This is a genomic window from Schleiferilactobacillus perolens DSM 12744, from assembly GCF_001435585.1.
GTDB classification, from domain to species: Bacteria; Bacillota; Bacilli; order Lactobacillales; family Lactobacillaceae; genus Schleiferilactobacillus; species Schleiferilactobacillus perolens.
Genome location: NZ_AZEC01000005.1, coordinates 163227 through 178465, shown reverse-complemented (window position 1 = coordinate 178465; position 15239 = coordinate 163227). Strand labels below are relative to the sequence as shown.

The 15239-nt window shown below is 49.0% G+C and carries 13 protein-coding genes and 1 pseudogene; 2 read left to right on the top strand and 12 right to left on the bottom strand.

The window, feature by feature from the left end; translation table 11 throughout:
• Nucleotides 1-10: 10 nt before the first annotated feature.
• From hrcA to truB, 4 genes are all read right to left on the bottom strand, one after another.
• A complete protein-coding gene (gene hrcA / locus FD09_RS07530) occupies nucleotides 11-1066 on the bottom strand; it encodes a heat-inducible transcriptional repressor HrcA (RefSeq protein WP_057819934.1) in 1056 nt (351 codons plus the stop codon).
• 201 nt (nucleotides 1067-1267) lie between these two features.
• Nucleotides 1268-2413, bottom strand: a complete 1146-nt coding sequence (hemW, locus tag FD09_RS07525; protein WP_057819932.1) for a radical SAM family heme chaperone HemW — start codon at nucleotides 2411-2413, stop codon at nucleotides 1268-1270.
• Nucleotide 2414: 1 nt separating this feature from the next.
• The gene (gene ribF / locus FD09_RS07520; RefSeq protein WP_057819930.1) at nucleotides 2415-3362 is read right to left on the bottom strand and encodes a riboflavin biosynthesis protein RibF; all 948 of its coding nucleotides are present in this window, start codon (nucleotides 3360-3362) and stop codon (nucleotides 2415-2417) included.
• Nucleotides 3362-4285, bottom strand: a complete 924-nt coding sequence (gene truB / locus FD09_RS07515) for a tRNA pseudouridine(55) synthase TruB (RefSeq protein WP_057820219.1) — start codon at nucleotides 4283-4285, stop codon at nucleotides 3362-3364. The genes ribF and truB overlap by 1 nt, the downstream gene beginning before the upstream one ends.
• Nucleotides 4286-4480: 195 nt before the next feature.
• Here truB and FD09_RS07510 point away from each other — a divergent pair, with 195 nt between their 5' ends.
• On the top strand, nucleotides 4481-5176 hold the full coding sequence (locus FD09_RS07510) for a LytR/AlgR family response regulator transcription factor (protein WP_057819927.1): 696 nt from the start codon (nucleotides 4481-4483) through the stop codon (nucleotides 5174-5176).
• Here FD09_RS07510 and FD09_RS16680 read toward each other — a convergent pair.
• A complete protein-coding gene (locus FD09_RS16680) occupies nucleotides 5130-5357 on the bottom strand; it encodes a hypothetical protein (protein ID WP_235812232.1) in 228 nt (75 codons plus the stop codon). The two genes, FD09_RS07510 and FD09_RS16680, sit on opposite strands and share 47 nt — an antisense overlap.
• Here FD09_RS16680 and FD09_RS07505 point away from each other — a divergent pair.
• A complete protein-coding gene (locus FD09_RS07505) occupies nucleotides 5335-6345 on the top strand; it encodes a sensor histidine kinase (protein WP_338054153.1) in 1011 nt (336 codons plus the stop codon). The two genes, FD09_RS16680 and FD09_RS07505, sit on opposite strands and share 23 nt — an antisense overlap.
• Before the next feature lie 21 nt (nucleotides 6346-6366).
• Here the strand turns inward: FD09_RS07505 and FD09_RS16675 are convergent, their stop codons facing one another.
• The 7 genes and pseudogenes from FD09_RS16675 to nusA form a co-directional block, all read right to left on the bottom strand.
• Nucleotides 6367-8211 carry an ABC transporter ATP-binding protein gene (locus FD09_RS16675; protein WP_235812231.1) on the bottom strand — a complete coding sequence of 615 codons (1845 nt, stop codon included), beginning with the start codon at nucleotides 8209-8211 and terminating at the stop codon, nucleotides 6367-6369.
• A 45-nt stretch (nucleotides 8212-8256) separates the two neighbouring features.
• Nucleotides 8257-10104, bottom strand: coding sequence for an ABC transporter ATP-binding protein (locus tag FD09_RS07495; protein WP_057819920.1), 1848 nt, complete (start codon nucleotides 10102-10104; stop codon nucleotides 8257-8259).
• 178 nt (nucleotides 10105-10282) lie between these two features.
• Nucleotides 10283-10642, bottom strand: a complete 360-nt coding sequence (rbfA, locus tag FD09_RS07490; RefSeq protein ID WP_057819918.1) for a 30S ribosome-binding factor RbfA — start codon at nucleotides 10640-10642, stop codon at nucleotides 10283-10285.
• A 20-nt stretch (nucleotides 10643-10662) separates the two neighbouring features.
• A complete protein-coding gene (infB, locus tag FD09_RS07485; RefSeq protein WP_057819916.1) occupies nucleotides 10663-13503 on the bottom strand; it encodes a translation initiation factor IF-2 in 2841 nt (946 codons plus the stop codon).
• Nucleotides 13504-13525: 22 nt separating this feature from the next.
• The gene (locus FD09_RS07480) at nucleotides 13526-13822 is read right to left on the bottom strand and encodes a ribosomal L7Ae/L30e/S12e/Gadd45 family protein (RefSeq protein WP_057820218.1); all 297 of its coding nucleotides are present in this window, start codon (nucleotides 13820-13822) and stop codon (nucleotides 13526-13528) included.
• A 5-nt stretch (nucleotides 13823-13827) separates the two neighbouring features.
• Nucleotides 13828-14148: an RNase P modulator RnpM gene (rnpM, locus tag FD09_RS07475; protein ID WP_057819913.1), complete on the bottom strand. Its 321-nt coding sequence runs from the start codon at nucleotides 14146-14148 to the stop codon at nucleotides 13828-13830.
• A 2-nt stretch (nucleotides 14149-14150) separates the two neighbouring features.
• Nucleotides 14151-15236: pseudogene (gene nusA / locus FD09_RS07470) on the bottom strand (transcription termination factor NusA); the annotation flags it as partial.
• Nucleotides 15237-15239 lie beyond the last annotated feature (3 nt).

The window sequence follows — 15239 nt, the reverse complement described above, 5'->3', positions numbered from 1 at the left end:
CTTTGTCAATTTAATCGTGGTCCCGGTAATAATCAGCAATCCGCCGAGCCAGTTCATCCCGGAACAGATCCAACAATCCAACTACCCGGGAATATGGCATGCTAGATGGCCCGAGAATGGCAATGATCCCATCCCCATATTCACCTGCATGGTACGTTGCCCGAATCAGAGACATGTGAGACAGCAGCTGGTTAGGAAATTCATGGCCCAACCGAACTGTCACCCCATGTTCACTGGGTTCGTTGGTGGTGTCATCCAAACTGAGTAACGCCGTTAATTGATCTTCTGTATCAATTAAATGATACAACGATTTCAGCTGGTCCACATCATCCATCTGGGCATAATCCAGGATGTTCATCTTACCGCTAATATGGAATCGATCCGCGTTGGCTTCATTCAAGATGCGGTGAACCACATCCAAGAAGAAGTCTGGCGAATGAATATAGCGACTGATCAACGGCACTAGATGAGTATCCAACTGGTTCATGACAGTACTAATAGGCTTGCCCACCAGCGTATCATTAATCACTCGCATGACGGCCTCTAATTGCTCGCCAGTGACGGTATCCGGAATCACAAAGGTCTTATTGACCACTTGTCCGGAAGTGGTAATGAGCAATGCCAAAACGCGGCGATTACCCAAAGGCATCAGTTGAAAGCCAGACAAACGTAAATTATTCACCTCTGGTCCCAACGTAATGGCCGTGTAATGGGTCAATTCGGAAAGGATCTTGGCCGATTGCGCCACTAGATCATCACCTTGGTAAAACTTCTGATGAAAGATCTGTTGAATCATATTCAAATCTTCTGGATTGACCATCGCCGGTTGCAGCAAATGGTCCAGGTAATAGCGATAGCCCTGATCGGAGGGAACTCGTCCAGAAGACGAATGGGTCTTTTCGATAAGCCCGGCGTTCTCCAGCGCCGCCATGTCATTACGAATGGTGGCCGAAGACACTTTCATCGGTAGTGTACCCATGATCGTCTTCGAACCGACGGGTTGGCCAGATTCGTTGTAATGCCTAATTATTTCCTTTAACACCAACATCTCACGTTTGGTCAGCATCGTTACCACCTCTTTTTAGCACTTAATGATGTTGAGTGCTAATACACTACATAATATACCAACCAAACGTTGTGAAGTCAATACGTCGCTGGGTATTTTTAGCAGGTTTTCTAGTGGACTGCCAACAATGCAAATCAAGCATACAAAAAAACCGGCCCCAGATGCATCCATCTTTGGTCGGTACTTTTTGTCGGTCAAATGTCAGTCCACATCATCCAGCAAGAACTGCTCGAAGACATCATTTCCCATAAACCGGCCCCGCTTGGTCAATGCAATATGCTGCCCATCATCTGTAAGCAGCCTGCGCTGCACTAAATCGGCCACAGTGGTGCCGAAAACATCTTCGACGCTCATGCCAAAACGTTGGGCGAAAGTGTGTCGATCAACGCCAGTGTTCATCCGTAACCCCAAAAACATTTGCTCTTCCATTTGTTCCTCTGGGGAGACTAACTGCCGGGCAAAAACCGGCACTTTATTATCCCGCAACGGCGCTAAATACTGCTGAATAGGGCCAAAATTGTGGTACCGATCACGGTCCAAATACCCCCAGGCGCCCGCGCCAAAACCAAAGTAATCTTGATTTTGCCAATATTTTTTATTGTGCACCGATTCAAATCCCGGCTTAGCAAAGTTGCTGATCTCGTATTGATGCAGGCCATGGGCTGCAAAGAAAGCCATCGCCTCTTCATACTCATCCGCTTCAGTATCATCACTGGGCAGCTGCAATTTACCCGCGCGCATCAAGTTGTAGAAAACGGTCCGCTGTTCAAGGATCAACGAATAGGTCGCGTAATGCGGCAAATCGATAGAGATTGCTTGCTTTAAACTATCAGTGAAATCAGCTTGGGTTTGTCCCGGTAACCGATAGATTAAATCCATACTCATGTTTTCGAAACCGGCACGGCGAGCATTGGCAAAAGCCGTGTACACATCTTTGGCTCGATGCGTACGGCCGATTTTTTTCAGCACGTCATCATTGAATGATTGAACACCCACACTTAACCGATTCACCCCATGGTCGCGAAAGACATGAAGTAAATCCATGGTTAATAAGTTGTTTGGATTACATTCAATGGTAAATTCAGCATTTTGCGGCAACGGCAGCAATTCATTGACCCCCGTCAGCAGCCGATCCATCTGTGCTGGTGTCAACGCACTAGGTGTACCGCCGCCAATATATACGGTTTCAATCGGTTCATCGGGATATTGCGCCGTCACCAGCCGAATTTCCTCCAATAATCGGGTAATATACTCCCCGACCGGTTGGCCTTGGATAAACACTTTGTTGAAATTGCAGTAATAGCAAATGTGTTCACAAAATGGAATATGCAGATATGCCGCCGCCATGTTAAAAACTCCTTTGCTGGTAATACCGGCGTGTGTTTTGAGCATCCTGAGCCATTTGTTCCGTTAACGCTTCAGCCGAAGCAAACTTGATCTCCCCCCGCAAATAATGATCCCAAGCAATTTTAGCGATGCGGTCATAAATGTCGCCGGAAAAATCGAGAATGTGACTTTCTACTGAAAGCGGATGGTCTGCCGTAAATGTGATGTTATACCCTACCGACGTCATTGCCTGATGCCACTGACCATCAACTAAGAAACGGGTGGCATAAACACCCACCCCAGGAATCACTTGGTTTGCACCAATGGCCAAATTCGCCGTGGGATATCCCAAGGTACGGCCCCGCTGGTCTCCATGGGCAATCGTTCCTGTATTACAGAACGTCCAACCCAGCAGCGTGTTGGCCCGATCCACATGCCCGGCGACTAACATTTCCCTGATTTCTGTGGCGCCGACTTTGACCCCATTGAACGCAACCGCGGGTACCGCCACTGACTGAAAGCGTCCTTTCGCAAAATCATGGATCGTATGCATGTTAGCAATCTCTTTGGGTCCAAACGTATAGTCAAACCCAGCAACTACAATCTGCGCGTTGAGCCCTACCACATATCGATCAATGAATTGGGCGGAAGTGACCTGCGTAAATGAATCATCCGTTTGAATGACGAATAATTGATCCACCCCAAAGCGCGCCATCAACGCCGTTTTTTCAGCAATGGGTGTCAAATATTGAAAAGTCGCCGGATCCGCATGCCGATATAAAATAGCGGGATGGTCTGCAAACGTCAAAACACTGAGGGGCCACCCGTGTTCTTGGGCAATTTTTTTACCCTGCGCTATCACCGCTTGGTGGCCGCGGTGCACGCCGTCAAAAAAACCCAATACTAATACCCGCGGTTCCTGCCATTGCTTTGTTTCTGGGATGGGACTGGCTAGTGAAATGACCTGCATTATTCCTTTTCCTCCACTTCATGCAACAACATTAACTCAGCGCGCCAGGTGTGACTGCTTTCAGCATACTGGTAAATTGCTTGAATATCGCCGCGATAGCGCAAAAACAATTCATCACCGTCTTTTGCCGGCCGATCGATCTTTAAATAATTACCATGCTGTACCCGTTCCCACCCTGCCGAGTTTAAATCGTAGTGAGGCACATCAGTAAATACGGCCTGGATCGGCTGCACATAATCATTTAATCGATCTGCCGCGGCGGCATCATCCAGCTCGGCTATGGTGACCATGTCTGCTAATTGAAAACCACCACTGGACTGCCGGGTCAATTGACTCATGACTGCCGGTACATGCAATCGAGTACCCAGGTCCGACGCCAAGGTCCGAATGTACGTCCCTTTGGATACCTTGGCGGTGAATGAAAATGTTTGTTCACCCGCCGCCGCATCGAAGACTGGCTCTGTGGTGCGGCTAAACTGATAGACATGGACCAGCCGGCGCGGACGTTCCACGCTTTCACCGGCACGAGCGTACTCATACAAATGCCTGCCGTTTACCCGGACTGCCGAAAAAAGCGGTGGTGTTTGCTCATAATCGCCTTGAAAAGAGGCCAAAGCGGCATCAATCTGATCGTTAGTCATTGGGACTTGTATTCGTTCTCGGGCAATTTCTTGACCACTAAGATCCTCTGTATCTGTGGCAAAGCCCAATGTAATTTGGCCCGTATATGTTTTCGGCATCGTCTGTAACCGATTGACCAGTTTCGTCGCCACCCCTAAACAGATCGGCAATACACCATCCACATCTGGGTCCAGTGTCCCGCCATGGCCGATTCGTTTCTGTTTGACAATTTTTCGGACCGCTGCCACGCAAGCAAAGCTCGTCATTCCCACTTCCTTATGCAGTGGAATAAAACCGTTGATCACAAAAATTCCTCCAATATACCGAATAAAGATATGTATCCTTCAGTTTACACCGGAATTGCCCAGGAACCAAAGGATGGCCGCGGACCACCGGAAAAATTACCCGACACTCATTTTTTAGACCATTGCTTAGCTAATTCACATTTTCGGCATTGTAGGATACACTAACAATAAAACGAGAAAGCGGGCACGCATATGGAGATCGCTGTCATTGAAGACAATCCGGTGATGCAAAAAGCTTTAACCACGATGTTGGCTGATTTGCCAAGAGATTTAACTTGGCATGTTTTTGCCTCTGGAGAACAGTTCTTATTTGCGTGGCCGGATCATCCTCACCTCGATTTAGTGTTATTAGATATCAAATTACCTGGTCTCAACGGGATGGCCATCGCCAAAAAAATTCGCCAGCAAGACGCCAAACTACCCCTCGCTTTCCTTTCCAATTATGATGATTACGTTTTTGACGGTTATGACGTTAACGCCCTGGATTATATTTTGAAGCCTATCACCCGGGCAAAAATGACCAAATTACTCGATCGTGCCGCTGCGATGAAGCGTCCGGCCTTCATCGTACTTCCCTTCAATACTGGTCCCACGCAGGTGCATCTTTACGACATCATGGCTTTCACCGTGGATGGCCACTATTTAACGACGATTACTCAAGAGGGGCAAAACAGGTTCAAGGAGAGTCTGGCGAATATCCAAACCCAACTGGACAATCGTTTCATTCTCGTCCATCGCTCGGCTTTAGTGAACATTGATCATATCCGGACCATCGGCAAAGACACGGTGACCCTGGCCAATGGCGTACCAGTGCCGCTGGCCCGTAATCGCACCCAGGCAGTTAAACAAGCCTTTTGGGATCGTTACCGGAAGCTGGTTCAGAAATGATGGCAGCAAACTCATTAAACTGTTTTCTTTTTTTAACAATTTCCGGACTCATCTGGTGGGAGGCGCAACCAAAGGCGAAGGCGCGGTGGTCGGTCCTGTGTTTACTGCCAATTGTTGGGGCAGCATATTTTTCACCGTGGGGAATTGTGCTGGCCGCCATGTTGACGATTGGTTTGGCCATCTGGCTGCCCCATGACAATCTGCATGCCCGCTGGCCGGATATTGTCCTCGCTGCTTTGTTACTGGCGGCTGCGATTTCTGCGATTTGGCTGCCTATTGCGACCAGTGCCACTGCCCTGTTCACAGTACTCGTCGGCGGCAGTGTGATCCATATTAGTCGCAGCCAAGCTTATCGGCCATTATGGTGGCTGTTGGGCAGTGGTGGCGGCATCATGGCAGGTCTCTTTTTCTTAACCGGCACGCTGGTCCGTTTCTTACTGCTAATCCTGTGGGTGGTCATGGTGCTTTTGGTAACGCGCTTACTCAACTACCTCTTCCAACAAACCGACATGGTCTATGCCCGTTCGCTGGATGGCATCATGGCCAACTACATCAAAGAAGTCAACGATCTGTATGCCCAGATTCGCGGTTGGCGGCATGATTACCACGACCACTTGCAGTCCTTAAAAGTATATCTGGATACCGGTGATGTCGCCCAAGCCCAACATTATCTTGGTGAACTGGAAACATCGCTGGGTGACATTGAGCAAATCGTCCGTTCCGGTAATCCCATGCTGGACGCTGTCCTCAATGCCAAACTGACCATCGCCAAACATCACCATATTCCCATGAACATCAAAGCTTTCGTTGGCCCACAACCGCTAATTAAAGATGTGGATCTGGTCGTCGTACTGGGGAATATTTTGGACAACGCCATTGAAGCAATCGAGGCTCAATCTGCTGATGACGACCGTTTTTTACGCGTGTACATTGCCATTATGAAACAGCAGCTCTATATTTCCGTCACCAATACGCGTCCGGCTGATCAGTATATTAATTACGACTATGCTTCGACAAAAAATGACAAACGCGGCCTGGGAATTCGCCGAATCAATGCCTTAGTCAGTAAATACAACGGTATGATCAATCGGCAGTATGAAGAAGGCGTGTTTGTCACTGAAATTGCCCTGCCGTTACCCGCCAAAAAGGTCGTTGACAGCGCAAACTGACAACGACCCAAAAGCAATTTGTTAGCTGATAGCATATGTGGCATCAGCGTTTTTGCGTTCCTCCTTAATTTTGTCACTGGTATAGTATTGTGCCTGGGCTTCAAACAACCGATAATACAATCCCTTGGCCTGCATTAAGGATTCGTGGGTGCCGTCCTCCACGATTTCCCCATGATCAAGCACGACAATCCGTTGACTGAAGCGCGTGGAACTCATGCGATGCGAGACATAGATGGCCGTCTTGTTCTCCATCAAATCATCAAACCGCTGATAAATTTCATACTCGGACACAGGGTCCAGTGCCGCCGTGGGCTCATCCAGAATGATGAAAGGGGCGTCTTTATACCATGCGCGGGCGATCGCAATCTTTTGTGCTTCCCCGCCAGAAATATCGACACCATCCGGGTCAATATTTTTCGTCAAACTGGTGTCCGCCTGCTTGGGTAAGGTCTGGACCTTATCCCAAACACCCGCAAGTGTGAGGGCCCGTTTCATCCGTGCTGGATCCTTGTGGGTATTGACAGCGACATTATCTGCCACAGAAAACGCGAACAGTCGATAATCCTGAAACACCACGGCAAAGATTTGCTGATATTCGTGAATGTCGTACTTTTGAATATCGATTCCATTTAAGAGAATATGTCCTTCTGTTGGCTCGGCCAACCGCGTCAGTAATTTAATTAACGTGGTCTTGCCACTGCCGTTGGGTCCGACGAGCGCCAGCCGCTGCCCGACTTTGAAGTCCAATGTGACATGACGCAATGACCACGCTTTGGCCCCAGGGTACCGGAAGCTCACATCATCCACTTTGATGGCGTACTCATTGTCCAAACGTTTTTCAACAGGTAACTTGCCCGTGGCTGGCGCATCCGGATATTCGATGAAATCGATAAACTGATCCAACCCTTTCAAAGTGGCTGCGCTAGTTCCAACCGTGTCCATCATGGTGGTCAGTGCGCTAATGACTTGTTGCAGATAACCCACGTAAGCAATCACGGCCCCGATTGAGATCGCGCCGGCCAGGCCTTTGATTCCGACCACAACATAAAGGGCGCCAACGATCACGCTCAGTACAATATTGTTGAGACTGCGGACGGCTGTGGCCTGGGTTAACAATTTGTTGTCCTGCTTGATCTGAGTTCGATTCATCTCGCCAAAATGGTGCACCAGATGATCGTGGGGATCGAATATTCGAATCACTTTGCCAATCGAGTAGTCTTCGAACACCTTTTGAATATAATACTCACCGATCCGGTTAAACTGGATATTATACTGATAGAACTTCTGAGTGAATCTGCCGCTCAATTTTGCTAATGGGAAAGCGGCAACGACCGGGATGGCAATGATGAACAACATCAATATGAGCAGCCATGGAGAATTAGCAAACTGAGCCAATGTCGTGGTCTGTGTACTCCGCGCACCGAATAAGGCGACCAGCGACGCCCCAGAAAGCAGCACGGCAACCAACAAACCACAAACGCTATTCACAATTTCGGTAATAAATGTGGCGAATCCGCCAGAATAATTAATACTGGTGTTGGCCGCCGCGTAGTTATCTCGAAACTTCGGATCAATAAAGGTTGGATAGGTGACTGTCAGCATCTTTTTGTTAGTCATTGCCTGCATGCCAAACCACGCGGACCACCCGTTCGCCTGTGCATGCATGTTCAACCAGTAGCCCAATACGGCTAAGCCAAATATAATACCCAAAAAACCTGCTGTAATTGGCCACAATTGGTTGACAGTGACATTTGGCCTGGTCAGTTGAGAGACTAACAGCCCCAAGAAGGTGACCGCCACATACCCTTGAAGGAGTGTCACTATCGCCAATGCAGCTTGGACGGCCACAGAATGCGGTTTTATCAAATTAGCGTAATGGAGATATTCACGGTAAGTATGATGATTTACTTTTTAGGCATCTTGAACCGCCTCCTCTGGCGTTTGTTTTTCGGAATAGTATTGACTTTGGGTGTGATACAACACAGCATACGCCGGACAATGCGCTAACAACTGCGCATGCGTGCCGCTGGCCGCAATTTGCCCGTGTTGTAAAAACAGAATGCGATCTGAGAAGCGCGTGGACGCCAACCGGTGAGAAATGAAGAGACTCGTCTTTCCCGCCGCCATCTTTTGGTAATTCTGATACAAATCACTTTCCGCCAGTGCGTCTAATGCCGCCGTGGGCTCATCCAAAATCAAAATGGGAGCATTTCGATACAATGCCCGGGCAATCATTAACTTCTGGGTTTGCCCACCAGATAGTGTGACCCCGTCATCCTGGATGTAGTTCGTCAATTTCGTATCAATACCATGGGCTAACTTGGCAATGTCGGCAGTTAACCCGACTTCGGATAACGCTGCCTGCACCCGCTGGGCATCATAATCTCTTGTCATTGCAACATTGTATGCCACACTACCAGCAAATACTGTACCTTCTTGGAATACTGGCGAGAAATAACTGCGCAGAGTGGCTGGCGGAATGCTTTGAATATCCACGCCATTGATTGTGATCGTTCCCTTGTCTGGTGTCAGTAAACCCATCATCAGCATGGTGATCGTTGTTTTACCGGCACCATTCAAGCCAACTAATGCGACTCGTTCACCCGCCTTCAGAGTCAGAGAAATATCCTTCAACACCGGTACTTGGCCATCTGGATACGTAAACGTCACATGATCAAAAGATACTGTAAACGGTTTGTGCCGGTCAAAGCTTGGTACTGCTTTACCTTTGGGCATATCATGGATCACCGCGTCGGCCCAATCCAGAAAACGCCGCCCCGTATTTGTATCCGTGTTGGCGCCTTTCAGCAAACCATATTGCTTTAGCAGTGCTTCAACCGTGGCCCCCACCGTACTCAGTAAAGTAAAGTAAAACGTGAACCGACTGATACTCAATTGATGGTTAACCATCAAGACAATCAACGCCCCATAACCGACCGCATTGCGAATCAAAGTTAGCAAGGCCGAACCCGTGCTAATCCAAAATTGGCGTCTTTCAATTTTCATCTGGGCCGAATCTGTGGCCTCGACAAAATGTTCATATTTGCCCTGATACCAATTCGCCATGTGATAAAGCCGAATGTCCTTCCCATTTTCTTCTCGAAAGCCAGACCGGGATATATATGTCCGGGGAGACCAACTATCTTCAATCACCTTTTGTTGTAAGCGGCGATACTGTTGAAAAGACTGTTGTGGAAAAAATGCCAGCACCGTCGTGATACCAATGATTAGCGTGATCCACCACGATGCCCAACCAAGAATGAGTGCGTCAACAACAATTAGTATGCTGTTCAACGCGGTATGGACCAGCGCATTGTAGAATATCTCAATCCCTGAGTTGTCACCGCCATAGCCATAATTCATGCTTTCACTGCGCTTGGCGCGAACTTCCGCATTGGCTGCAGCGACATATGGGATATGCAAGTAATCGGCACCGTCTTTGGTAAACATCTCCATCCGTACCACACTAGTGGCATTATGCATATACGTATCTAACACTGTCTGGCCAAACTGTAAACACCCGAGTCCCAGACCAATCCCAATCATCACCAAGGTCAGTGTGGGTAGTCCGGTTTGTTGACCCAATAAACGGACTAGCACCGCGGGAATTGCCGCACTAATTAACGTTACCCCCAACTGAATGAGCAGAATGCCGGGCAGCCACCACTTCACCTCGTCGGCCAGACCGCGTCGTTGAATTTTAAACCACTGCAAATTTTGCCAGATTGTATAATGCTTATCGGCCATTTTTCGAATCATTACGATCACCTCTCAAAAATCAAATCCATCAATTAACTGTATTCAGCATACCGCAGATGAGAATCTAAAAATCGAGATGAGCGTGAAATGAGCATTTTCGTGCCTGAAATGCAAAAAGAGGCACCAGTTAACGTTAAAACGTTGACTGGTGCCTCTTTAGTACAGTTGAGAAAGGGAATTATCCCTCTTCGTGTCCATCCACGTGCAACTGACGAATCAACTGATCAATATGCTCCCCATAACGGACAGATGGGTCCTGATGGAAAGACAGTTCTGGAATCTTGTAAGTCGTTAACCGATGACTCAACTCACGTCGAATCAGCGGTGTGGCCTTGTCTAGACCAGCTTGTGCTTTTTCTGCGGCAGACGCCAGATCAGAAAGGATGCTGTAATAGATCTTGCAGTATGCCAGATCTTGGGTCACATCCACGCCGGTAATCGTGACGCCTTCAACCCGTGGATCGCGCACACGCTTCAATAGGATGTCGGTGACTTCCCGTTGAATTTCTGCTTCTACTCGACCAATACGATGTTTCACATCAGTTCACCCCGCTATCATTATTGAACTGGTACTTCTTCCATGACGTAAGCTTCTAATTCGTCGTCAACCTTGATGTCATTGTAGCCATCAATCGTTAACCCGCATTCAAAGCCCTGCCGAACTTCCTTCACGTCATCTTTAAACCGTTTCAGGGAAGCCAGTTTACCTTCATGAACGACAATACCATCTCGGATTAAGCGTACACCGGAATCCCGAGAAATGTAACCACTGGTCACCATACAACCCGCAATTGTCCCAAGCTTAGAAGCATGGTAAATTTCTTGGACCTTCAAGTTCCCAGTAATCTTTTCTTCGTATTCTGGTTCCAACATACCCTTCATGGCCGATTCAACTTCATCGATCGCTTTGTAAATTACCCGATGCAGTCGAATATCGACCTTGTCAGAGTCAGCTTGTTGCCGCGCTAACGGAGTCGGCCGAACGTTGAAACCAATAATGATGGCGTTGGAAGCTGCTGCCAACGTCACATCACTTTCGTTGATCGCACCCACGGCCTGGTGAATAATGTTCACTCGGACGCCTTGGACTTCGATCTTCTTCAGTGAGCCAGCCAGCGCTTCAACGGAACCTTGGACATCAGCCTTGATGATGACGTCAACTTCTTTCAGTTGACCTTCCTTCATCGTTTCAAACAGATTGTCCAGAGTCACATGGTTCGTGTTCTTCCGTTCCTCTTCTTGGGCATTCTTAGCCCGCTCTTCACCGACAGCGCGAGCGGTTTTTTCGTCCTTAAAGACAACGAAGTGATCAGCCGCATTCGGTACATCACTCAAACCAGTGATCTCCACAGGTTCAGCGGGTAAAGCTTCTTTAATCCGCCGACCGCGATCATTGGTCATGACCCGAACTTTACCAAAGGTATCGCCGACAACAATTGGGTCGCCTGTCTTCAGTGTCCCTTGTTGCACCAGCAATGATGCCACTGGGCCCCGGCCCTTATCCAACTTCGCTTCCAAAACAGTACCCACGGCAGGTTGTTTCGGATTGGCCTTCAATTCCATGACGTCAGCCTGCAACAGGATCATTTCCAACAATTCATCCAAGTTCTTACCGTACTTGGCCGAAATATTGACGAAAATCGTGTCGCCGCCCCAGTCCTCTGGAATCAAATCATATTCAGTCAATTGTTCCATGACGTGATTGGGATTGGCCCCGGGCTTATCGATCTTATTGACGGCCACGATAATTGGTGCTTTGGCCGCTTTGGCATGGTTGATTGCTTCAATAGTCTGAGGCATGACACCATCATCGGCAGCCACAACCAAGATAATGATATCTGTGACGTCTGCACCGCGCGCCCGCATTTCTGTGAACGCCGCGTGCCCAGGGGTATCAAGGAAGGTGATCACCCGGCCATCGAGCTTTGTCTGATAAGCCCCGATATGCTGAGTAATCCCACCAGCTTCGCCCTCGGTCACATGGGTATGTCGTAACTTATCCAGCAAAGTGGTCTTCCCATGGTCAACGTGTCCCATGATGGTCACCACTGGCGGCCGTGGTACCAAATTATCCTTGCTTTCTTGTTCCTTTTCAAAGACCGCATCCAAGTCAGAAATGTCTTGTTCGACCTTCTTCTTAGCATCGATACCATAATCGGTGGCCACGAGTTCGATCGCTTCATCACCCAGGGATTGGTTTTGGTTGACCATCACGCCCAGCATGAACAACTTCTTGACGATTTCGGCAGGTTCCCGGTGCAGCAATTTACCCAGGTCCTGAGCGTTCATCCCTTCGGTGTAAACTAATACATCGGGTAACGGACGATCCTTACGCTGGGGCATTGGCTTCTTGTGTTCATTCTCCCGGCGCCGGTTATTACGTTTGTTGCGGCGATTCCGCTTGTTGCCGCCAAACCGATTATCGTTACTGCGATAATTGTTGTTATTGGTATTACTGTTGCGATTGCGATTCCGGTTGTTGTTCCGGTCGCTGCTCTCACCTGTCGTCGCCGCGACTGGTTGGCGACTAGTTTGCGTATTACCAGTGTTGGGCCGGTTGCGTGATTGACTAGTCGTATTTGTATTCGGTCGGTTGCGATTTTGGCTCTGGTTCTGGTTGCTGCTCGCATTCCGATTGCGGTTTTGATTGCTGCCGGTGTTGTTGCTCCGGTTGCGATTTTGACCTTGATTTTGATTGCGACTCTGGTCTGGGCGGGCACCTTTTGTTTCATTTCGATTGGTGCTGGCGTTTTGAGTGCGTTGTTCCTGGCGCGGACGATTTGTACTCGTCGCGCGGGCGTCTTTTTCTTTTGTGGTTGTAACCGTAGCTTTAGGCTCCTGACTGTTGGTAGTGTGATGGGTCGGTGGCGTGGTCTGTTGAGCAGACTGAACGGTGGGCTGTTTGTCTGTTTGCGGGGTCGCGGTCACGGATTTCACCGGCTTGGTTTCTTCCTTGGCCACGGGTGTCGGCTGTTTAGCCGGCGCCGCGTTCACTGCAGGTTGCACAGTCGGCTTCGTTTCTGGCCGCTGGCGCTCCCGCCGCGGTAAGTCCCGCGGAATACGGGTCGTACTGCGAACGCCGTGCACACTGGCATGGGCCGCATTCGGCTTGCTCTTCGGACGACGAATCGCAGAGACCAAAATTTTGGTCTTCCCTGTGTGTTCGTCTTTTTGTACTGGCTTTTCATTGTTGACACTTGGGCGCTCTTGAGCACTCGGTTGTTTAACAGGCGTGGTTTGCCCGCCCTGCAAGGCCGCTTTGACCTTGGCTTGTCCAGCATCGTCAATCATGGCCATATGATTCTTAATGGCCAAACCTGCCTTTTCAGCAGCCTCGACGACTTGTTTGCTGGGTACTTTTATTTCTTTTGCGAATTCATAGACACGCTTTTTCCCCATATCTTCACACTCCTCTGTTCAGTTACATAAGAGCCTCCATACTGCGGGCGAAACCAGCCTGGGTGACCGCAAGAATCTTGCGAGGTTTACCCAACGCTTGCGCGATTTGCATACTGGTTAATGCCTGCGTGAGGGGAATCTGGTAGAAGGCACTCTTGTCTGTGATGCGTTTGGTCGTCGCGGCACCGGCATCTGCCGCCAGGATGACAAGTTTTGCCTCCTTGGCGCGAATAGCCGCCAGTACCTGGGGCTCACCAGCAGTCAGCTGTGACGCTGCCTGGGCAAGACCAATCAAATTCATCAATTTCTGCGTATTCATTGGCGTCATGCGTCTGGCCCAAATAGTTCGACGCGGGCTTTGCGATGATCCACATAAGCGTACAGATCATCATAGAATGTTTCTGAGACGGTACCAGTCAATGCCCGTTCCACCAAATGCTGCTTTTGCGCTGTGGCAATTGCTGCTGGATTCAAGGAAACGTAGGCACCACGACCAGATTTTTTGCCAGAAGAATCAATACTGATCAGACCTTCTGGATCGCGGACGATCCGCACCATCTCTTTTTTCGGACGCATTTCATTCGTGAGCAGATCCTTACGCATCGGGATCTTGCGCACTTTCTTTTGTTTCTTAGCCTTTGCCATTATTCTTCATCACCATTTAAATCATCATCTGGCTGACCATCATCGTCGACAAATTCCACTTCTGATTCTGGTTTGATGTCAATCCGGTAGCCCGTTAGGCGCGCTGCCAACCGAGCGTTTTGGCCTCGTTTGCCGATTGCTAAAGATAGTTGCGAATCGGGCACGATCACTGTGCAATTACGCTCGTTATCATCGGCGAATTGAACGGCAATGACTTCAGCAGGATTTAACGCATTAGCGATATATTCCGCCGGATCATCTTCATACTGGATGATATCCATATTTTCACCGTGGAGTTCATTCACCACGGCCTGTACCCGTTGACCCTTTGGTCCCACACAGGTGCCGACAGGATCCAAGTTCGGGTCATTGGACTTGACTGCAATCTTCGTGCGGTCGCCGGCCTCCCGGGCGATACCAGCAATCTCAACAGTACCATCGTAAATCTCTGGCACTTCTTGTTCAAATAGCCGTTTAACAAAATCCGGGGCAGTCCGAGAAACGAATACTTGCGGACCCTTCGGACTATTTTCGACTTTAGACACATAGACCTTGATTCGGTCGTGCGCATTGTAATTTTCGTTGGGCATCTGATCCTGCTTGCTCAAAACCGCCTCAATGCGGCCTAAGTCGACATAGACGAAGCGATTATCACGCCGTTCTACAACACCCGACATAATCTCATTCTCGTATTGGCTATATTCGTCATAAACGATGGAACGCTCGGCCTCACGGATCCGCTGCATAATCACTTGCTTAGCGGTCTGCGCCGAAATGCGGCCGAAGTTGGTGGGGGTGACCTCAAAACGAATGTGGTCACCGACTTCGTAAGCTTTATTGAGCGCTAAGGCGTCCTTCAACGCGACTTCCAATCGGGAATCAAAAACCGTGTCCACGACTTCTTTCACGGCGTAAACATGGAATTCACCCGTTTTATCATCAAAGTCGACCTCCACGTTTTGCGCCTGGCCGTAATTGCGCTTATACGCAGAAACCAGCGCTGCCCGAATGGCGTCAACCACCACTTCTTTTTTGACGCCCTTTTGGCGCTCCAATTCATCTAATGCGGTGAGCATTTCAGCACTCATATT